Below are 21,223 nucleotides of genomic sequence, written 5' to 3'. Positions count from 1 at the left end.
TTGCCCGAGGACGACGCGCCCACTCAGTGGCTGCGTCTGAATCTCGGCGGCGACGAGCCCGACGAAGAGCGCCCGGTCGGCGCGAACGAGCGCACGGTCGACGACGACGAGCGCACAGTAGATGACAACGAGCGCCCAGTCGATGAAGATGAGCGCCCGGTCGACGCAAAGAAGCGCACGGTCGACGTCGGCGCATGGCGGCGTTGGGGTGGCCGCGAGTGGACCGCCATCATCAGCTTCCTGATCGGTGCCATCACCGTCACCACCTTCTTCGCGATCGGTGCGTGGCAGCGGCGCTGGATCGCCGACGACGGACTCATCGTCCTGCGCACCCTGCGCAATCTGTTCGCGGGCAACGGGCCGGTGTTCAACGCCGGAGAGCGGGTTGAGGCCAACACCTCCACGGCGTGGACCTACCTGCTGTGGTTCTGGGCGTGGGTGACCGACGGCCAACTCGAGTACGTCGCCCTGTGGGTGGCGCTGGTGTTGTCGGTGTCGGCGGTGCCGATCGCGATGTACGGGACCGCCCGCCTGTTGCGTCGACGCCTCGGTGGGATCACCGGCGACGGCTACACACTGCTGCTTCCGCTCGGCCCCATCATTTACATCGCGTTGCCGCCGGCGCGCGATTTCGCGACCAGCGGCCTGGAGAACGGGCTCTGCATCTTCTGGGCCGCGGTGCTGTGGTGTCTGCTGATCTCCTGGTGTCGGCGACCTTCCGGGGCCGACGCGACTCGCGCCGGCTCGGCGGCCACACTGTTCCTCGCCTTCTGGGCGGGCCTGGCGCCGTTGGTTCGGCCCGAGCTCACAGTCATCGGCGGTATCGCCCTGGTGCTGGTGTTCCTGGCGCCCCAGACGTGGAAGATGCGTGTCGGCATCGTCGTCGTCGCCGCGATCCTCCCGGTGGGCTACCAGATCTTCCGGATGGGCTACTACGCCCTGTTGGTCCCCAACCCGGCCGTCGCCAAGGACGCCAGCGGTTCCAAGTGGCATCAGGGCTTCATCTACCTGGCCAACCTCTTCGGGCCCTACACGTTGCTGTTGCCGGTCGTCCTCGCGCTCATGGCGGGCATCCTGCTCGCCGTCGGGGTGCGCGCACGCAAGCTCAGCCCCACCGAGCCGCCGTCGCAGACCCCGAAGTCGGTACGTGGCCGGTTGGCGTCGTGGTCGCGGCGTCTGCAGACGCCGGGCGCGGTGGTCACCGCGATGGTGCTCGCCGGCCTCATCGTCGGTCTGTACTGGCTGCGTCAGGGCGGCGACTTCATGCACGGCCGCGTCCTGCTGACACCACTGTTCGTGATGTTGTTGCCGCTCATGGTGATTCCGGTGACCATCCCGGTGCGCGGTGTCGCCGCGGCCTTCCGCCGCACTCGCCGGCCCGTCCCCGCCGACAGCGCCCCCGCCGACACCGACAGCGCTCTTGCGGACGCCGACGGCGCCCCCGCCTCCGCCGACAGCGCTCCCGCTGACGCCGACGGCGCTTTGCGCGCCCGCCGCACACGCCTGCAGCTGGTCGGCTCGACCGTCCTTGCGGCCATGTGGATCACCACCATCGCCTGGGCGGCGATCGTCCACGAGGATGTCCTGCCCAACGCCGGCATCGACATCGGCCGCAGCGGCATCGTCGACGAGCGACGCTTCTACGTCACCAACATGGGCATCGAGAACCCGGTCACCGCCAAGGATTACCTCGACTATCCGCGAATGAAGGCGATGGTCGAGGACATCGCGCAGTATCAGAAGGAGGGCGGCGTGCTGATCGCGTCCTTCGACTACGACCAGTGGTACATCGCCCGCCTCCCCGCCAATACCCCACAGGACAAGCGCCACCTGACGGTGTTCTTCCTCAATCTCGGCATGACCAGCATGAATGCACCGCTCAACGTGCGGGTCATCGACCAGATGGGGCTGGCGTATCCGATCGCCGCGCACACCGAGCGCCTCGACGACGGCCGCATCGGGCACGACAAGGTGCTGCCGACCGAGTGGGTGGTCGCAGAGGCCGGAGCGGTATCGCGAGCCCCGATCCTGCCCGGGTTCCTCGACGAGGACGTCGTACGTCAGGCGCAGGTGGCCCTGACGTGTCCGGCCACCCGGGATCGGATCGCCTCGTACGAGGCGCCGTGGACGTGGCAGCGGTTCAAGAGCAACCTGATCCAGTCGTTCACGTTCAACGACTATCGCATCGACCGTAACCCCGAATACGAGATCCAGCACTGCGGTCTGACGATGCCGCCGCGCATCCACCCGCGCTGACCCGTTAAGAGGAACGCTGTGAGGAACCTTCGCGCAGCATCGGAGGAACTTGCGAGAAATTATCTCGAATCGGTAACGTGCCGCGCAGTGCGACCGATAGACCGACCGTGAGAACTGCGGTGGGACCGATCCGTCCGCGCCAACCTGAGAGAGCTGTGAGAGACATCACAGAGTTTGTCAGGGTTCGGTGGCTGCAATAGGCTGCCGGGGGTTCCTCGTGCTCAAAGTTGCGCGAGGGTTCGGTGTGGGGGATCGGACGTCGCAGAGGTGTAGTCCGGAGTTCGACGCAAGGCTGATCTGCGTCGGAACCGGTGACAGAGGGAGAATGCAGGTCGATGGGTGTAGGTGAACTGAAACCGAAGGCGTCCACGGGACTCAGTGCACGGTTCGTGGCGATTGTGGTCGCCGTGATGACCGTCGCGGGTCTGATCGGAGCAGTGGTCGGGACGGGCCAGGCCGATGCGCGCATCAACGGCACGGGCTTCCGCAAGACGCTGTGGATCGACGCCTGCGGCATGCCCACCAACGGCGCCTTCGGCAACAAGTCCATGGCTCCCGGCAAGGTCCAGGTTCGTACCTGGTTCAAGCCGCAGAACAAGCGCACCGTCATCCTGCTCGACGGCATGCGCGCCCAGTACGACTTCTCCGGCTGGGAGATCAACACCAACGTCCAGGAGCTGGTCAATCGCGGCGTCAACGTCGTCGAGCCGATCGGCGGACCGGCCAGCTTCTACACCAACTGGAACGCGCCCAGTAACTTCAACGGCCAGCAGAGCCGCTACATGTGGGAGTGCGTGATCAACAACCGCCTCCCGCAGGCACTCCGGGCCAACGGATTCCAGGGCAAGAACGGCAAGTACGCCATCATGGGCGTGTCGATGGGCGGTAATGCCGCGCTGGTCCTCGCCTCCAAGCGTCGCGATCTCTACTACGCCGCCGGCTCGTTGTCGGGCTACAACTTCCTCAGTGCCCCCGGAATGCACACGATGATCCGTCTGGCGATGCTCGACGTCGCACCGCAGCCGTGGAACGTCGACGCCATGTGGGGGCCGCCGTGGGACGGCCGCTGGTACGACAACGACCCGTCGCTGCGCATCAACCGCATGCAGGGCCTGAAACTGTTCGTCGGTTCCGGTAACGGACTCTTCGGCAAGTACAACGCGTTGCCGAACGTCTTCGACGACCTGTTCAAGGGCTCGACGCTGGAGTTCCTCGCGTTCACCCAGGCCAAGGCATTCGAAGGTCTCGCCTTCGTCAACGGGCTGCCGATCATGAGCTACTACGCCAACGGCACCCACGCCTGGGGCTACTGGCAGGACATGGTCTGGAACGCCTACTCGCGAGGCTTCTTCAACTGATCGAGTAGCACACTGCTCGACTGAGCAGCGGTCAACTGAGCACCCGGGACAACCCCGGCCGCCACCACACGGTGTCGGCCGGGGTTGACTCGTTGGTCCGGCATGACCGGCTGCTTACGCAACTCACATCACAGAAGTCACAAAAATCTCACCCGCCACAGCGTGGCGTCGCGCCAACCCGTGCCACGACGTGTAAGAAACACCTGAGGCGTAATGACACCAGTGAGATTTCTGTGACTTGAGGGGCCACTGAGTCGACGCGGTCGCCGACCGCGATGCGTCGACCATCAGGGGTGCGAAGGAGCGCGAGGGTATGCGAACAGTGAGTGCGGGGCGAACGAGTGGGCGTACGGCTCCTCGCGGTGCGATGAGCCGGCGAACGCCACGAGTCGTCATCACGATGGTGGTGGTCGTGCTGGTGGCGCTCGGCTGGGCCCTGATCGGTCAGCAGGACGCCGTCGGTGCCCCCGCCCCGGCCCCGGCCCCAGCGAGTCCGGCAGCCCCGGCGAGCCCGGCCCCGGCGGCCCCGGCGAGCCCAGCTGCCCCGGCTCCGGCGGCCACTCCCGCGGCCTCCCCGGCGCCCACCCAGCCCGCCCGCGTCACCAAGGTGTTCTGGTACACCGACCGTCGTGTCGCGCTCTGGGTGTTCTCCCCGTCGATGAACACCGAGATCCAGGTCCAGATCTTGTTGGCCCGTGATTGGTGGGCCAATCCGACGGCGCGGTTCCCGCAGCTGACCATGCTCGACGGTTTGCGCGCGCAGGACGATCAGAGCGGCTGGGTCATCAACACCGACGTCGTCGACTTCTACAAGGACAAGAACGTCAACGTCATCCTGCCCATCGGTGGCGAGTCGAGTTTCTACACCGACTGGAAGGAAACCGACAAGGGCAAGAACTACAAGTGGGAAACCTTCCTCATGCACGAGCTGCCGCCCATCATCGAAGGTGATTGGCGCTCAACGGATGTCCGTGGCATCGAGGGGCTCTCGATGGGTGGCTCGGCCGCCATGATGCTCGCTGCACGCAACCCTGGGTACTACAAGTTCGCCGCGTCGTTCTCCGGCATCCTGCAGCTGACGTCCTACGGGATGCCGCAGGCCATCCAGTTCGCCCTGCGTGACGGTGGTGGCTACGACGCGATGAAGATGTTCGGCCCGCCCAGCGATCCGGAGTGGAAGGCCCACGACCCGTACCTGCTCGCCGACAAACTGCGGGGCACGAGCCTCTACATCTCGTCGGGCAACGGCATGGTCGGCCCGTACGACAAACCGTCCGACATTCCGATGCTCGCGACCAACTACTCCGGCGTGGGACTCGAGCTGCTCTCCCGGGTCACCTCGCAGCAGTTCGCAATCAAGTTGAACCAGTTGGGAATTCCCGGACAGGCAGTCTACCGGGCGTCGGGTACCCACACCTGGCCCTACTGGGAATTCGAGATGCATCAGGCCTGGCCGCAGGCGGCGGCAGCGCTCGGCCTCAGCGGTGACAAGGTGGCCTGCGGGGTCAGCCCGGCGTTCAAGAAGGTCGCCGGTCCGGCCCGGCTGGGAGTGTGCCTGACGCCGGAGTACGGCGTGCCCGGCGGACGCGCCCAGGACTTCGCGGAGGGGCGGATCATCACCGGACCGAAGGGTCCGCAGGTGGTCGGCGGCGCGATCGGCGGGGCATATGTCGGCGCGGGCGGCCCCGGCGGCAAACTCGGGCTGCCGACCAGCGGTGAGATGCCGTGGGGTCGCGACGGCGGCAAAACGCAGACCTTTGAACACGGCCGGATCAACTGGTCACCGAAGGGTGGCGCGCAACTCGCGCGATAGATCCAGCTCACACACGCGGCACCCACATCGGGTGCCGCGTGTGTGCGTCCTGAGATCTGACTGTGGAATCGCGATGTTTGCGCAGGTGAGGTGGCTCCGGTGGCGAATCATGTCCGCCTTGTTGGGTAGCCTTGCTGGCGGTTGGGACAAACCACCACGTGTGTGTACGTGGTCACCGGCACGCCTCTCGTCGAACCAGGGGTCGGAGGGTTCGAGGCGGCATCGGTGATGCGTGACGAGGAAGTGATGATGACGAAGTACTTGAGGCTGGGTGTGCTGATGACCGGCGTGGTGTTCGCGCTGGGTTCGTTGGCGGCATGTTCGGACGACTCCACCGCGAGCGCCCCGATCACCAGCAATCCGGTCACCACGACGTCGCTGTACTCCGCGCCGTCGAGTGCATCGGCGTCGAGCGCGCCGGAGTCCGGTCAGGCCTCGGCCGGTGCCACCCCGACCACCGGCGGGTCCACGCTGCCGGCGACCACCCCCGGCTCGACGGCACCGGCATCGGGACAACTCACCGCGCCGGACGGGGCGCCGCTCGACGACAAGGCCAAGCGATACCTGCAGGCCCTGCGCAGTCAGAACGTCACGCTGCTCGGTGACACCGACAACGGTGTCGCGCTGTCGCTGGCGACCTACGTCTGCGACGCGCAGAAGAAGAACACCGACCCGGTGACCACCAAGGCGTACGTCACCGCACTGGTCGCGCCCGGCACCCAGAACACCGCGGAAGCCAATGCCAAGGCCGACAAGGTGATCAAGGCCGCCCAGGACAACTATTGCTAGCGGCAACCGACCTGTGAACGCCCGGAAGAAACGCTCACGGACCTCACGTGCGCTGCGCCTGCTGATGCTCGCGGTCGCACTGATCGCCGTCATCGCGATCGTGCTGATCGTGATCTGGATCAAGGGCATCGTCGAGGGCCCGCCGGCACCGCCGCGCGGTGGTGGCCCATCGACGACGACGCCACCGAACCGGCCGGAGGCCCAGCCCGCCGACTGCGCCGACGTGTTGACGCTGGTGATCCCGGGCACCTGGGAGTCCACGCCGAACGACGATCCGCTGAATCCGAGGTCCAAGCCGGCATCGTTGCTGCTGCGCGTCTCCAAGGCGATCAAGAGTGAATTCCCCGAGTCGCGCACCGAGGTCTACACGGTGCCCTACATCGCCGAGTTCCGGAATCCCACGAACCTCAACGACCGGCAGAGCAGCTACAACGACTCGCGTACCCAGGGCTACAAGCGTGCCGCGGGCAAGATCATCTCCACCCACGAGCACTGCCCGCTGACGCGCTACGTCATCGTCGGTTTCTCACAGGGTGCGGTCATCGGCGGCGACCTCGCCTCGGCGATCGGCAACGGTCGTGGGAACGTCCTGCCGCAGGCCGACGCCGACCTCGTCCTCGGGGTCGGACTCATCGCCGACGGTCGCCGTCAGCCCGGCGATCAGCGTGACATCGGGCCCAACCCGCCCGGCGTCGGTGCCGAGATCGCGCTCGCGGGTATGGGGTCGCTGGTGCCGGGGACCACGATGACCGGCCCGCGTCCCGGTGGCTTCGGGGATCTGCAGAGCAAGGTTGTATCCATCTGTGCCCCAGGTGATCTCATCTGTGACGCGCCGACGGCGTCGAATCCCTTGAGTGCCGTGAGTCAACTGGCGAGCGCGATCAACAACCCGGTGCACGCGATGTATGCGACGCCGCGGTACTGGTCTCTCGACGGTGCGACCGCGACCCAGTGGATGCGCGGCTGGGTCAACGGACTCATCGACGAGGCCCCGCGTCCGGCGCACAACTGAGCACCCATGTCGTGACGTCGCGTGCTGCGGGGTGGCTGGGAAGGCCCTGAGCGGGGACCGATCCGTTTGGGCGGCGCCGACCTGCTGCATTAACGTTGTGGGCTGGCTCGGCGGTGTCCTGCGGAATGGGGACGCCCCGCGGGGCCACGAGAGCTCATGACGACGCCGCTGACGCGACGAGGAGAACCAATGACCCAGGGCGAGACCACCGGGACCGATGGCGGCGAGACCACGCTGCGCGCGTTCCGGTTCGGCGCCGGTGGTGAGGGCAACAAGGACGAGGGCGGCGCCCGCAAGTTCGTGAAGTTGGCCCAGACCGCCGAGGAATACGGGTACGACACCTTTGCCGTACCCGACCACCTCGGCAACCAGGTCGGCCCGCTGGCCGCACTGGGAGCGTTGAGCCAGGCCACCGACCGCATCAGGCTGGCGACGTCGGTTCTCGCGAACGGCTTCCGGCATCCGGCGCTATTGGCCAAGGAGGCCAACACCATCGACGTCCTGAGCAAGGGCCGCCTGGAACTCGGGATCGGTGCGGGCTGGCTCAAGGAGGAGTTCGACAAGGCGGGTATCGAGTTCGAATCCCCAGGTGTACGCATCCGACGGCTCGATGAATCGCTGACGATCCTCGACAAGCTCATGCGCGGGGAGACCGTCGATTTCGACGGTGAGTTCTACCAGATCACGGGGCTCGAGGGCAGCCCGCGACCGCGTCAGGGGCCGCGCCCGCCGATCGCCGTCGGCGGTGGCGGACCCAAGATGCTCGCCCTGGCCGCCAAACACGCCGACATCATCTCCGTGGCGCCGGGCACCACCCCCGACGGGCGGATGAAGTTGTCGGACATGACCATCGAGAAGACCGCCGAGCGGGTCGACCGCATCCGGCAGGCCGCGGGCGATCGCTTCGCCGAGATCGAACTCAACTGGACGATCGCGGTCATCGTCATCACCGACGACCGGCAGTCCACTGCAGAGATGGCGCTCAAGGCACTCGAGCAGGGGTATCCGCCGAACATCGAACGCGACACCGAGTTCACCATCGACGACGTGCTGAACTCGCCGTACATCGCGATCGGATCGTTCGAGGAGATCGCCGACCAGATCCGGGCGGTGCGGCGGCGCACCTCGATGTCCTACGTCGGGGTGTTCCCGACGCAGATGGATGCCTTCGCGCCGGTCATTTCGCTCCTCAAGGGAGAGTAAAGTGTGTCCTCGGTCCGGGGGCGGAAAGCCGCACGACAACCGCTGGTGAAGGACCGCTGCAGTGGCGTGATCACACTGCGGTGGAGTCAAGGTGGACATGACGATCATGAAGTGAGCGAAAGAGTTGGGAAGTGTCGTGCGACCGCGACCAACGCGGTCCACGGACGAATGGGTACCGACACGACCAACGGTGCACGGCAAGGAACGACTCGAGGGTCACACTGAACCGAGCAGCGCGGTCGGGCGCCGCGGGGTGTGCCACGAGGTACGCACGATATGCCCATTTGGGGGCAGGAACGTGGGGGCCACAGGAGTAATGAATGCTGAAGACTGAATTTGAGCAGTTCCTCGACGAGAACGGTCAGCTGCACTTCACCGAGGACGCAACACTCGTCGACTACGTCGAGCGGAACGTCCGCGACGCGGCCGACACACTCGCCTACCGCTACATCGACTACAGCCGGGAGCGCGAGGGCGAACGTCAGGACCTCACCTGGGCGCAATTCGGCAAACGGCTCCGGGCGGTCGCTGCACGGCTGCAGCAGGTCACCAAACACGGCGACCGCGTCGCGATCCTCGCCCCGCAGTCGCTGGAGTACGTGATCGGCTTCTTTGCCGCGCTCTACGCGAGCAACGTCGCGGTTCCGCTGTTCAGCCCCGACGAGCCCGGTCACACCGACCGGCTGACCGCGGTGCTCTCGGACTGCGAGCCGACCGCGATCCTCACCTCCACCAAATCCGCCGAGGCGGTCCGCAACTTCTTCGCCGACCGCCCGGCCAAGGAGCGTCCCCGCGTCATCGCCGTCGACGCGGTGCCCGACTCCGTCGGCTCGAGCTGGGTCGCACCCATCGCCGGTAAGGACCACAACAAGGACACCGTCGCCTACCTGCAGTACACGTCGGGATCGACGCGCGTGCCCGCCGGTGTCGAGATCACCTACCAGGCAGTGGCCGCCAACGTCCTGCAGATCTACGACTGCATCGAGATCGACCGCAACGCCCGCGGCGTCACCTGGCTACCGATGTTCCACGACATGGGCCTGCTCACGGTGATCCTGCCCGCGCTCGGCGGCAAATACATCACGATCATGAGCCCGCAGGCCTTCGTGCGCAGGCCCGGCCGCTGGATTCGCGAACTCGCCGCCGACGACGACAACGCACCCACCTACGCCGCCGCGCCCAACTTCGCCTACGAGCACGCCGCCGCCCGCGGCCTGCCGAAAGAGGGCGAGAAACTCGACCTCTCCAACGTCATCGGCCTGATCAACGGCTCCGAACCGGTGACCGTCAGCTCGATGAAGAAATTCAACGAGGCATTCGGCCCGTACGGGCTGCCCAAGACCGCTATCAAGCCGTGCTACGGCATGGCCGAGGCCACCCTGTTCGTGTCGGCCACCCAACGCGACAACGAGGCCAAGGTCATCTACGTCGACCGCGAAGAACTCAATGCCGGGCGGATGAAGGTCATCGACTCCGACGCGCCCAACGCCGTCGCCCAGGTCTCCTGCGGACAGGTCGCGCTCAGCCAATGGGCCGCGATCGTCGACGCCGCCGAATACGACGAGACCGGCGTCGGCATCGAGAAGGCCGACGGCGAGGTCGGCGAGATCTGGCTGCACGGCCTCAACATCGGCGCCGGCTACTGGAACAAGCCGCAGGAAACCAAGGACACCTTCGAGAACACCATCACCACACCACTCACGCAGAACAGCCACACCGAGGGTGCTCCCGCCGACGCGACCTGGATGCGCACCGGCGACTACGGTGTGTGGCTCGACGGTGAGCTCTACATCACCGGCCGCGTCAAGGACCTGGTGATCGTCGACGGCCGCAACCACTACCCGCAGGACCTCGAATTCAGTGCGCAAGAAGCCAGTCCGGCCCTGCGCCCCGGATTCGTCGCGGCGTTCGCGGTCCCGGCCAACGAACTGCCCAAGGTGGTCTTCGAACAATCCACCAGCGGACTGACCTTCGACCCCGACGACGCCTCCGAGCAACTCGTGATCGTCGCCGAACGCGGACCGGGCAAACGCCACGACCCGCAAGAAGTCGCCGACACCGTGCGCGCCGCCATCGCCGGACGCCACGGCGTCATGGCCCGCGACATCCTGCTCGTCCCCGCCGGGTCCATCCCACGCACCTCCAGCGGCAAGATCGCCCGTCGCGCGACCAAGGCCGCCTACATCGACGGCAGCCTGCGAGGTGGGTATAAGCAGACGGCCTTCCCAGATGCGGGCGTGTAGCGCAGCGAAGCCTTTCGCCGCACACACTCCGCGTCGGCCGGCCGCCGTCACGAACCCGCGCGGCCATCGAGCCGTCGCCCAGTACCCTGAGAAACGATGTCTGAACTGAATAACGACGAGCCGAACAACCAGGTCGACGCCACCAGCACCGACGGGGAGACCGCCGGTGGGCTGACCGTCTCCGAGCTACGCGACTGGTTGCGTGACTGGGTGGCGCAGGCCACCGGTGTGCCGGCCGATCAGATCTCCGATGACCGCCCGATGGAGGAGTTCGGTCTGTCCTCGCGCGATGCGGTGGCGCTGGCCGCCGACGTCGAGGACAAGACCGGCGTCATCCTCACCGCGACCGTCGCCTACAACCATCCGACGATTGCGATGCTGGCGACGCGCATCATCGAGGGCGATCCCGACGAGGGCATCGACGCCGACGACGACCGCTTCTGGGAGCGCGAGCGCAGCGACGCCGACGACATCGCCATCGTCGGGCTATCCACGCGATTCCCGAAGGCCGGTCAGTCGCCGGAGTCGACGTGGGAGGCCCTGATCGAGGGCCGTGACGGCATCTCCGACCTCCCCGATGATCGCTGGACCGAGTTCAAGGCCGACCCGCGGATGGCCGAGGTCCTCGAGAAGCGCAATCTGCGTGGCGGATACCTCGACGACGTCAAGTCGTTCGACGCCGACTTCTTCCAGATGAGCCCGCGCGAGGTCGAGATGGTCGACCCGCAGCAGCGGCTCGCGCTGGAACTGACCTGGGAAGCCCTCGAACACGCCCGCATCCCGGCCAGCGATCTCAAGGGTGGCAGTGTCGGCGTCTTCGTCGGCACCTCCACCAACGACTACCAGCTGATGGCCGCGCTCGGTCTCGGTGAGGGCTCCGACGAGACCGCGGCGTACGCCCTGACCGGCACCGCCACCTCCATCATCGCCAACCGAGTTTCCTACTTCTTCGACTTCCACGGGCCGTCGGTCGCCATCGACACCGCGTGCTCGTCGTCGCTGGTGGCCGTCCACCAGGCCGTCCAGAGTCTGCGTTCGGGCGAGTCCGAGGTCGCCCTGGCCGGTGGCGTCAACATGATCCTCACCCCGGCTGCCACCGTCGGCTTCGATACGATCGGCGCGGTCGCCAAGGACGGGCACATCAAGGCCTTCTCCGCCGACGCCGACGGCATGGTGCGCTCCGAGGGCGGCGGTCTGTTCGTCCTCAAGCGACTCGCCGACGCCCGCCGTGACGGCGATCAGGTCCTCGCGGTGATCTCCGGTACGGCGGTCAACTCCGACGGCCGTTCCAACGGCATCTTCGCGCCCAATCCCGAAGCGCAGGTGGAGGTTCTGCGATCGGCGTATGCCGACGCCGCACTCGATCCGCGTCAGGTCGACTACGTCGAGGCGCACGGCACCGGCACCATCCTCGGTGATCCGATCGAGGCCGATGCGCTGGGCCGGGTGGTTGGTCGCGGACGCGTCGTCGGCGCCCCCGCGCTGCTCGGATCGGCCAAGACGAACTTCGGACACATGGAGTCCGCAGCCGGTGCCGGCGCACTGGCCAAGGTCGTGTTGTCCATGGGTCACAACAAGATTCCGGCCTCCCTGAACTACGCCGGACCCAACCCCTACATCCAGTTCGAGGCGACCGGCCTCAAGGTCACCGACGAGATCACCGAATGGCCGCGCTACTCCGGGCACGCCATCGCCGGGGTATCCGGATTCGGTTTCGGCGGTACCAACGCCCACGTCATCGTCCGCGAGGTACTCCCGGGCGACCTCGAGGAACCGGCCGCCGTCGCCGATCTGACCGACGCGGCCGCCGCCGAGACGCCGGCCGCCGACCTCGACGACGACGAGGACTTCCTCACCGAGGCCGAACGTGCGGTACTCGCCGCACAGTCGGCCGCCCCCGAGGCGGACGCTGTTGTCGCCGAACGTGATCCGGCCGACGATTTCGCGCCCTGCGCGGTCGACGGGGCGGTGGTGCCGCTGGTGATCTCGGCGTTCCTGCCGTCGCGGCGCCGCAAGGCGGCCGCCGATCTGCTCGAATGGCTCGAATCCGATGCCGGACAAGCCACCCCGCTCGCCGACATCGGGCGTGCGCTTGCCCACCGCAACCACGGACGGTCGCGCGCCGTCGTGATGGCCCGCTCCCACGAGGACGCCGTCAAGGGTGTGCGTGCGGTGGCCGAGGGCAAGGCCAATCCGCTTGTGTACTCGGCGGATTCGCCGGACGCCGCATCGGCGGTGTGGTTGTTGAGCGGCTTCGGGTCGCAGCACCGCAAGATGGCCAAACAGCTCTACACCGAGAACCCGGTCTTCGCCAAGTACGCCGACCGCGTCGATCACCTCGTGCAGCGTGAACTCGGATACTCCATCGTCGAGATGTTCCTCGACGACGCACAGACCTACGGCATCGAGACCAGCCAGGTCGGCATCTACACCATCCAGGTCGCCCTCGCCGACACGCTGCGCCACTTCGGCGCGCAACCCGGTGTGCTGGTACCGCATTCGATGGGGGAGGCCTCGGCCGCCTACATCAGTGGTGGACTCTCGCTCGAGGATGCGACACGGGTGATCTGTCAGCGCTCGCGTCTGATGGGTGAGGGCGAGTCGATGCTCGCCGGCGACGACATCCGGCTGATGGCGCTCGTCGAGTACTCCGCCGAGGACATCAACGATGTCCTCGTCGACTACCCGGACCTCGAGATCTGCGTCTATGCGGCGCCGACTCACACCGTCATCGGTGGTCCCGAGCCGCAGGTCGACGCCATCGTCGAGCGCGCCGAGAAGGAAGGCAAACTCGGTCGCAAACTGCAGACCAAGGGTGCGAGCCACACCTCGCAGATGGACCCGCTGCTCGGCGAATTGGCCTACGAGCTCACCGGAATCGAACCACTGCGCCCGACCGTCGGCTTCTACAGCTCGGTGGACCGCGAGACCTTCTATCGTCCCGGGCACGAGCCGGTGCACACCATCGACTACTTCCTCAAGGGGCTGCGCCACAGCGTGTGGTTCTCGCAGGCCATCGCGAAGTCGGTGGAGAACGGTCACCGCACCTTCCTCGAACTCTCGCCCAACCCGGCGGTGCTGATCTCCGTTGCGGCGGTGACGTTCTCGGCCGGACTTCAGAACGCCGAGCTGATCGAGACGCTGCGCCGCAAGGAAGACGAGAGCTTCGGCGTCATCAACGCCCTGATGAAGTTGTACGTGCACGGTCACGCCGTGGACGTCGCGTCGCTGTTCGGCACCGGTGCCGACCGCGCGTTCGCTGACATCCCGCGCACCCGTTTCGAGCGAAAGCCGTACTGGCTCAAGGCCACCGTGAATTCCGGTGGTGGCAGCGGATCGATCCCCGGTGCGCACGTGGCGCTGCCCGACGGCCGGCATGCCTGGGAGGTCAACGCCGGTGCGGTCACCGACCTGCGTGAGCTGGTCCGTGCGGCGGCCGCTCAGGTCCTCGCCGAGGCGGCGGTCGGTGCCGCGGTGACCCACGGCGAGATCGGTGCTGGTGTTGGCGAGGGCACGCTTACGACGACGCTGAGTCCGCACCCGGGTGGTGCGTCGGTGACCGTCCATGCCAAGCACGACAAGAACTTCCGCCTGCTGTTCGAGGCGGTCGTCACCGGCGCCACCGTCACCGGTACCGCCGAGGGCGCCCCCCAGCCCGCCGACGGCGCCCTCCAGCCCGCCGACGGCGCTCGTCAGAACGCCGACGGCGCCATCGATCCGCGCAAGGTCGGCTACATCGACAACTCGGTGGTCGTCGAGGACGAGATCATCGACGACATCGGCAACAAGTGGGACCCGCAGTCCGGTGAGTCGATCGACGACCGGCTCGCGATCATCGTCGGCGAATCCATGGGCTATGACCCGGAAGATCTGCCCCGCGAGATCCCGCTCGTCGAGTTGGGCCTGGATTCGTTGATGGCCGTGCGCATCAAGAATCGCGTCGAGTTCGAGTTCGATATCCCGCAGCTGCAACTTCAGGCCATGCGGCAGGCGAATCTTTCCGATGTCTCCAAGTTCGTGAACTACGCGGTCCATCACCGTGACGAACTCGACGACCTCGCCGAGAATGCCGCCGGCGGAGGCGAACTCGACACCGCCGCGCTCAACGCCTACATCGACGAGCAGAACGCCAAACGCGCCGACAGCGCTCCTGCTGCCGCTGACAGCGCCCCTGCTGCCGCCGACAGCGCTCCTGCTGCCGCTGACAGCGCTCCTGCTGCCGCTGACAGCGCTACTGCTGCCGCCGACAGCGCTACTGCTCCCGCCGACAGCGCCCCGACTGCCGCCGACAGCGCCCAGAAGCCCGCCGACCTCACCTCGCAGGCCGCGGTCGCCGAGGCCGCGGGCTCCGATGTCCCGCCGCGTGACGCCGCCGAACGGCTCACGTTCGGGGTGTATGCGGTGGTCACCAAACGCTCGGCCGGCGGCATCTTCAACAAGCTGCCGGTCCTCGAAGAGGATGTGGCACAGGCGCTCACCGACAAGCTCAACGAGCGCACCGGTGGTGACATCGACGTCGAGGACATCCTCGATTCGGAGACCATCGAGGAAATGTCGAACTATGTTCGCGAGTTCCTCGACGCGGCCGCCGACACCGACGGGTTCGTGCGCTACCTGCGACTGATCGACGGGAAGAAGACCTACGACCCGCAGGCCGGTGATCCGACGCCGGTGCTGCTGTTCCATCCCGCCGGCGGTAACACCTCTGCGTACGAGGCGCTGCTCAAGCGGCTGCCGGATTCGGTGCCGGTCATCGGTTTCGACAGGGTCGAGGGCAGCATCGAAGAGCGTGTGCGGCAATACATGCCACGCCTGCGCGAGTTGCAGCCGCACGGCCCGTACGTTCTGGTCGGCTGGTCGCTCGGCGGCGCGCTCGCCTATGGTGCCGCGCAGGTGTTGCGCGACGAGGGCGAGGAGGTCGACTTCGTCGGTCTCATCGACGTCGTCCGTCCCCGCCACGATGTCGTGGAGACCCCCGACACCAAGCGGGCCCGACTGGAGCGCTGGAAGGACTTCGCGATCCGCAACTACGATCTCGACGCCGACATCCCGATCCCGATGGATCGGCTCGTCGAGGCCGACGACGAGGGGCAGTTCGCGATCATCATGGAGATGATGTCGATGTCGGGCACCAAGATCCCCGGCGGCATCATCGAGCACCAGCGCACCTCGTTCATCGACAACCGCGCACTCACCAACATCGCTCCGACGCCCTACGGCGGCAAGGTCGTGTTGTACCGCGCCGACAAGATGCACGACGGCGCAATCGAACTCGAGCCGCAGTGGGCGGAGATCGACGAAGACGGTCGGTGGGGCGAGGTGGTCGACGACCTCGAGATCATCCACATCGGCGGCGATCACCTGTCGATCGTCGACGAGCCGTATATCGGCAGGATCGGCGCCGATCTGACCCGCCGACTCGGTACCGTCGGTTCCACCACCAGCAAGTGACAGACCGCGACACCGCGGACCACGCAGAGGATCACATGGACACCACCGCAGCCAAACTCGCCGACCTGAGGGCCAAGCTCGAACTCGCCAAGGAGCCGGCCGGGGAGAAGGCGGTCGCCAAGCGTGCGAAGAAGGGCATCTTCTCCCCGCGCGAGCGGCTGGCGATGCTCTTCGACCCGGGTACCTTCATCGAGATCGGGGCCCTGGCCAAGATGCCCGGCGCCGCCGAGACCGGATACGGCGACGGCGTGGTGACCGGTCACGGCCTGGTGCACGGGCGTCCGGTCGCGGCATTCTCCCACGACCAGTCGGTGCACGGCGGCACCGTCGGAGAGATGTTCGGCCGCAAGGTGTCTGCGCTGATGGAGTGGGCCGGCAAGATCGGGTGCCCGATGGTCGGCATCAACGACTCGGCCGGCGCGCGCATCCAGGATGCGGTGACCTCGCTGGCCTGGTACGCCGAGATGGGCCGGCGCAACGACCTGCTGTCCGGACTCGCCCCGCAGATCTCGATCATCCTCGGCAAGTGCGCCGGCGGCGCGGTGTACACCCCCGCCAACACCGACATCCTCGTCGCCGTCGAGGACAAGTCGTACATGTTCGTCACCGGCCCCGACATCATCAAACAGACCACCGGAGAAGAGATCTCGGCCGAGGACCTCGGCAGCGCGCACAACCAGGCACGGTGGGGCAACATCCACCACGTCGCCGCCGACGAGAAGGCCGCGTTCGAGTGGGTCCGCGAGTATCTGCAGTACATGCCGTCGAGCTGTTATGAGAAACCGCCGGTGATCAATCCCGGACTCGAGCCCGAGATCACCGACTCCGATCTCTCACTGAACTCGTTCATGCCGGACTACGACAACGCCGGCTACGACATGCACGACATCATCATCAAGCTGTTCGACGACGGTGCGTTCCTTGAGGTCGGAGAGTTGTTCGCGCCCAACATCATCACCGGATACGCGCGCGTCGACGGTCATGCCGTCGGGGTGGTCGCCAACCAGCCGAGCGTGATGGCAGGCACCCTCGACACCGACTCGTCGGAGAAAGCGGCGCGATTCGTCCGCATCTGCAACGCTTTCGGCATCCCGCTGATCTTCCTCGTCGACACCCCGGGCATCCTCCCTGGCCTCGCCGAGGAGCAGAAGGCGACGATCCGACGTTCGGGCCGATTCCTCTACGCCTACGTCGAGGCGGACGTCCCCAAGATCACCGTGGTGCTGCGCAAGGCCTACGGCGGTGCGTACGCGGTGATGGGCTCCAAGCAACTCGGCGCCGACCTCAACTTCGCGTGGCCCTCGGCCAAGATCGCGGTGATGGGTGCCGAGTCGGCGGCAGCGGTACTCACCCGTCGCCAGACCGAGGGCATGTCGGCGGCCGAGGCCGATAAGGTACGCCGCGATTTCATCGACTTCTACAACACGATGATGGCCACGCCGTACCTCGCCGCCGAGCGCGGCTACATCGATGCCGTCATCGAACCCGCCGAAACCCGACTTCAGCTACGAAAGGCGTTGGCGCAGTTGCGGGACAAGCAGACGATCCGCACCCCGCGCAAGCACTTCCTGATGCCGATCTGACGGTTCCCTTCGCGTGCGCTCGGGGTGCGGTGGTTCGGATCCAGCACCGCTGCAGGCGGTCTCGAGGCTCGTCGCTATCGCTCCTCGCACCTCGACCATCGGTCTGGGGGAGGTCCATCCATCGGTTTGGGGGAGATCCTTCCCCCGCTGGTCCAGGTGCCCGACCACCGGTTTGGGGGAGATCCATCCCCCCGCTGGTCTAGGTGCCCGACCACCGGTTTGGGGGAGGTCCTTCCTCCCCCGCTGGTCCAGGTGCCCGGCCACCGGTCTGGGGGAGATCCTTTCCCCCCGATGGTCGAGGTGCCCGGCGCCCCGGGCGCCGGGCCTCGAGACCCCTTGCCCTGGTGCTGGTTCCGCCCGCCGCTCACCCCACCGCATGCCCGACGAGGCGACCGATCGCGAATGTCACGATCATCGCTATCGCGCCGCCGACCACGACGCGGCACACCGGTCGCCATGGTGACGAGCCGCCCAGCCGAGCGCCGGTGAATCCGGTGATCGCCAGCGCCGCGACGACCGCGGCGAAGGTGATCGGGATGCGCAGCGACGCCGACGGGATCAGGATCGCCAGCATCGGCAGCAGCGCCCCGCTGAGAAACGACACCGCCGACGACGCGGCCGCCTGCCACGGACTGGTCAGTTCGTGAGGATCGATGCCGAGCTCGACGTCGACGTGGGCCTCGAAGGCATCGCGGGCGGTGAGCTCGGTGGCCACCCGGCATGCGGTCTCGTGCGTGAGTCCCTTCTCCTCGTACAAACCGACGAGCTCGTCGAATTCTGCCTGCGGCTGCTCCCGGAGCTCGCGGCTCTCCTTGGCCAACAACGCTTCCTCGGTGTCACGCTGGGTGCTCACCGACACGTACTCGCCGAGCGCCATCGACACCGCCCCGGCCGCGAGCCCGGCGATTCCGGCAGTGAAGATCGGTCCACGGTCGGTGGTCGCGGCGGCCACGCCGATCACGATTCCCGCGGTCGAGACGATTCCGTCGTTCGCCCCGAGCACGCCGGCGCGTAACCAGTTGAGACGATTCGACAACGATCCCCCGGCATGGGGTTCGCCCGAATGCTGGTGTGGCGGCTCTGCGGAATCATGCTCGGCAGCCGCGCCGTCGAGAGGGGTCATGGACTCACCCAAACGTCGAAAGCCGCTCCGCGCAAGCAAGGTGAGGCTGAGCATCACCGCGGGTGTGCCGACGCGGCGAGACCGGATTCAGGCGAAGCGTTGCAGGATCGAGTGCACCGCCTGCGTGACGGTGAGCCGGTCGTAGCTCTGGACGAAGTCGAAGGTGCGGTCCAGATCGTCGGCGCCGCAATGTTGATCGCGCGCCGAGAGCAGAGCGGCGAAGTGTGGCCCGAGCACGGCGACGTTCCATTCCTCGACCAGGTCGTCGTCGGGGGCCAGTGGCGCGCGATGCACGTTGCCGTCGCGGATGTCGACGAGGTCGACCCCGTACACACCGGCCAGGCCGGTCCGTTCGGACATGGCCCGCCAGCGTGCCGCGGTGCGCTCGGTGAAATGCCGGGCGTGCTGAAAGGTCCCGACGACGATGGCGGCACCACCGATCGCGGCCTGCTCTTCGAGCGCCTTGCTCATCTCGATCAGGAGGCGCTTGTTGCCCAGTCGCGGCGTCAGCGACGCCGAGGCGATGGCGTAGGGCGTGGCCGCCTCGGGCGGCGGCGTCGACCACACGGGCAGCTCGGGCAGTGCGACGACGGTCGCGGTCTGCAGCGCCGCCGGTGACTCGACGGACGGATACAGCGCGCCCGTCCCGAAGGACGCACCCAGGGTCATCGCTGCGACGCGTTTGGCATCGGTGTCGACACCGTCGGCGATGACGACGGCGTGCGAACGTTCGGTGTGCGCGGCAAGGGTGTGCGCCAGCCGGGCCGGGTCGAGGTTGGTGCCGTCGGGTTCGATGATGGCGTCGAGGAGGTCGGCGCCGGTGATGACGATGTCGGGTTCCACGAGTGAGAGCAGGGTCGCCGCCTGATCGCTGCTGGTCAGGCCGTCGACGCAGACGATGCGTCCTTCCTGCCGCGCCCGGGCGACCCGCGCCAGGGTGCGTTGGGGACTGCGTTCGACGGCGTCGGGGAGTACCACGAGCACTCGCTGCTCGAGCCGTTCGCGGGTGTCGTCGTCGAGGCCGTCGATGAGTTCGAGGTCCATCGGCACCAGCAACGGCAGGATCTTGGCGATCGACTGAGCCGTCGGCGTGGCCGCATACTCGTTCCTGCGGCGGTCGAGGACCTGGTGTTGTTCCATCAGACGGGCAGCGCGACGCAGTGCTCTTGCAGTACCCAGGCGCGTCCCGGTGGGACCACGCAGGGTGAGTTCGACGGCGGCGACGGCGCCGTCGTGCAATCGACACACCGGTGCGAATTGCATGTGGAGCTCCAGATCATCGAAGAGGGTGAATCCGCTCTCCGCTGCGATCTGACCAGGCTGGGATGTCATCGATTACCACGTCCATCTGCCTCTCGTGGCCTCAAGATCCGGACAATCACTGGTGACTGTCGTTCGACTACTTGCGGCCAGGCGGTGGGATGCGGTTGGCTTCACATCCGGTGTATCGGCAGAGGATTCTCCCCGGTACTCCGGTGAATCACCCCAGGGGCAGATCTCTTGGAGGGCAGATCTCTCGGAGGGCGGATCGCTCAGAGCCGGGACAGTGCGAACACCGTGCCTGCGGCCAGGATAACAAAGAACCCGACGAGGGCCAGGGCGAGCAGGATCGAGCCGACGAAGCCCACGGCCATCACGGTCATCCAGATGATGACCGCCACGATCATGGCCCACCACCAGAAGCCGACGCGGGACTGCCCGGAGTCCGGTGACGCCGGGGTCGCGGAGACCTCGGCATCACCGGCGGCGGGGTGGATCATGGCCGGATGCCGGGCATCCGCGGCCGCAGGAGCGGAATCGGTTGGCATGAGCAGGTTTTCAGCTGCGAGCCGCGGCTGCGGCGTCGGCCTCGGTGGTCTGGCCGGCCGTCGCGAGGTCGCCGGTGTAGCTCTCGAGGTGCGCGCGAACGAACCACTGGAACTTCTCCAGCTCGGCGGTCTGACCGATCAGGATGTCCTCGGTCACCGGGTCGAGTTCGCCGGTGGTGGCGATCGCATCGCGCTGCGAGGTGATGAAACCGTCATACACCAGATTCAGCGCGCCGAGGTGCGCCTGCGCGGTGTCGCGACCGATCGAGTAGTCGTCCCACGAACGGTCGGCCTCGATCGCCTTGGCCGTGCCGTGCGGGGATTCGCCGAGGGTGGCGATGCGCTCGGCGATGGTGTCGGCGTAGCCGCGCACCAGCTCGACCTGCGGATCGATCATCTCGTGCACACCGATGAAGTTCGCGCCGACGACGTTCCAGTGCACATGCTTGAGGGTGAGGTGCAGATCGTTGAGCGCACTGAGACGCTCCTGCAGGATCTTCGTGACGGTAGAAGCGGTTTCGCTGCTGAGTCCGGGAGCGGTGAATGTGGTCATGCCGCAACGCTATGGCCGGCGCGAGGTGTGC

The 21,223-nt window shown here is 66.8% G+C and carries 13 protein-coding genes; 9 read left to right on the top strand and 4 right to left on the bottom strand.

Going from position 1 to position 21,223, the window contains the following annotated elements; all coding sequences use genetic code 11:
- The 9 genes from zomB (at position 1) to P3L18_RS06795 (ending at position 17,708) form a co-directional block, all read left to right on the top strand.
- Entirely contained in the window at positions 1-2,256 is a 2,256-nt protein-coding gene (gene zomB / locus P3L18_RS06835) for a flagellar motor control protein ZomB (protein ID WP_276113689.1), read from the top strand.
- 335 nt (positions 2,257-2,591) lie between these two features.
- Positions 2,592-3,614 (top strand): alpha/beta hydrolase family protein, encoded by a 1,023-nt coding sequence (locus tag P3L18_RS06830; protein ID WP_276113688.1) that lies wholly within the window; start codon positions 2,592-2,594, stop codon positions 3,612-3,614.
- 400 nt (positions 3,615-4,014) lie between these two features.
- Positions 4,015-5,427: an alpha/beta hydrolase-fold protein gene (locus tag P3L18_RS06825; RefSeq protein ID WP_276113842.1), complete on the top strand. Its 1,413-nt coding sequence runs from the start codon at positions 4,015-4,017 to the stop codon at positions 5,425-5,427.
- Between the two features lie 246 nt (positions 5,428-5,673).
- On the top strand, positions 5,674-6,216 hold the full coding sequence (locus tag P3L18_RS06820) for a DUF732 domain-containing protein (protein ID WP_249155133.1): 543 nt from the start codon (positions 5,674-5,676) through the stop codon (positions 6,214-6,216).
- A 13-nt stretch (positions 6,217-6,229) separates the two neighbouring features.
- Positions 6,230-7,228, top strand: a complete 999-nt coding sequence (locus P3L18_RS06815; RefSeq protein WP_276113687.1) for a cutinase family protein — start codon at positions 6,230-6,232, stop codon at positions 7,226-7,228.
- Positions 7,229-7,417: 189 nt separating this feature from the next.
- Positions 7,418-8,431: an LLM class F420-dependent oxidoreductase gene (locus P3L18_RS06810; RefSeq protein WP_276113686.1), complete on the top strand. Its 1,014-nt coding sequence runs from the start codon at positions 7,418-7,420 to the stop codon at positions 8,429-8,431.
- Between the two features lie 320 nt (positions 8,432-8,751).
- Positions 8,752-10,674 (top strand): long-chain-fatty-acid--AMP ligase FadD32, encoded by a 1,923-nt coding sequence (gene fadD32 / locus P3L18_RS06805; protein ID WP_006369240.1) that lies wholly within the window; start codon positions 8,752-8,754, stop codon positions 10,672-10,674.
- A 96-nt stretch (positions 10,675-10,770) separates the two neighbouring features.
- Positions 10,771-16,125, top strand: a complete 5,355-nt coding sequence (pks13, locus tag P3L18_RS06800) for a polyketide synthase Pks13 (protein ID WP_276113684.1) — start codon at positions 10,771-10,773, stop codon at positions 16,123-16,125.
- A gap of 35 nt (positions 16,126-16,160) precedes the next feature.
- The gene (locus tag P3L18_RS06795) at positions 16,161-17,708 is read left to right on the top strand and encodes an acyl-CoA carboxylase subunit beta (protein WP_006369242.1); all 1,548 of its coding nucleotides are present in this window, start codon (positions 16,161-16,163) and stop codon (positions 17,706-17,708) included.
- Positions 17,709-18,072: 364 nt separating this feature from the next.
- Here the strand turns inward: P3L18_RS06795 and P3L18_RS06790 are convergent, their stop codons facing one another.
- The 4 genes from P3L18_RS06790 to P3L18_RS06775 all read right to left on the bottom strand — a co-directional run bounded on the left by P3L18_RS06790 (position 18,073) and on the right by P3L18_RS06775 (position 21,192).
- Positions 18,073-18,831, bottom strand: coding sequence for a VIT family protein (locus P3L18_RS06790; protein ID WP_014358497.1), 759 nt, complete (start codon positions 18,829-18,831; stop codon positions 18,073-18,075).
- Between the two features lie 87 nt (positions 18,832-18,918).
- Positions 18,919-20,163 carry a DICT sensory domain-containing protein gene (locus P3L18_RS06785; RefSeq protein ID WP_079928481.1) on the bottom strand — a complete coding sequence of 415 codons (1,245 nt, stop codon included), beginning with the start codon at positions 20,161-20,163 and terminating at the stop codon, positions 18,919-18,921.
- Positions 20,164-20,363: 200 nt separating this feature from the next.
- The gene (locus tag P3L18_RS06780) at positions 20,364-20,639 is read right to left on the bottom strand and encodes a hypothetical protein (protein ID WP_253193840.1); all 276 of its coding nucleotides are present in this window, start codon (positions 20,637-20,639) and stop codon (positions 20,364-20,366) included.
- 10 nt (positions 20,640-20,649) lie between these two features.
- Positions 20,650-21,192: a DNA starvation/stationary phase protection protein gene (locus P3L18_RS06775; protein ID WP_079928482.1), complete on the bottom strand. Its 543-nt coding sequence runs from the start codon at positions 21,190-21,192 to the stop codon at positions 20,650-20,652.
- Positions 21,193-21,223 lie beyond the last annotated feature (31 nt).

It is taken from the genome of Gordonia sp. N1V, assembly GCF_029269935.1.
GTDB classification, from domain to species: Bacteria; Actinomycetota; Actinomycetes; order Mycobacteriales; family Mycobacteriaceae; genus Gordonia; species Gordonia polyisoprenivorans.
This window is presented reverse-complemented; position numbering and strand designations above follow the sequence as displayed.

Coding starts and splice junctions, on each gene's coding strand:
- pks13 (WP_276113684.1), top strand. CDS start 10,771: ATGTCTGAACTGAATAACGACGAGCCGAACAACCAGGTCGACGCCACC.
- P3L18_RS06780 (WP_253193840.1), bottom strand. CDS start 20,639: ATGCCAACCGATTCCGCTCCTGCGGCCGCGGATGCCCGGCATCCGGCC.
- P3L18_RS06785 (WP_079928481.1), bottom strand. CDS start 20,163: ATGACATCCCAGCCTGGTCAGATCGCAGCGGAGAGCGGATTCACCCTC.
- P3L18_RS06790 (WP_014358497.1), bottom strand. CDS start 18,831: ATGACCCCTCTCGACGGCGCGGCTGCCGAGCATGATTCCGCAGAGCCG.
- fadD32 (WP_006369240.1), top strand. CDS start 8,752: ATGCTGAAGACTGAATTTGAGCAGTTCCTCGACGAGAACGGTCAGCTG.
- P3L18_RS06810 (WP_276113686.1), top strand. CDS start 7,418: ATGACCCAGGGCGAGACCACCGGGACCGATGGCGGCGAGACCACGCTG.
- P3L18_RS06825 (WP_276113842.1), top strand. CDS start 4,015: ATGGTGGTGGTCGTGCTGGTGGCGCTCGGCTGGGCCCTGATCGGTCAG.
- P3L18_RS06795 (WP_006369242.1), top strand. CDS start 16,161: ATGGACACCACCGCAGCCAAACTCGCCGACCTGAGGGCCAAGCTCGAA.
- P3L18_RS06820 (WP_249155133.1), top strand. CDS start 5,674: ATGATGACGAAGTACTTGAGGCTGGGTGTGCTGATGACCGGCGTGGTG.
- P3L18_RS06830 (WP_276113688.1), top strand. CDS start 2,592: ATGGGTGTAGGTGAACTGAAACCGAAGGCGTCCACGGGACTCAGTGCA.
- P3L18_RS06775 (WP_079928482.1), bottom strand. CDS start 21,192: ATGACCACATTCACCGCTCCCGGACTCAGCAGCGAAACCGCTTCTACC.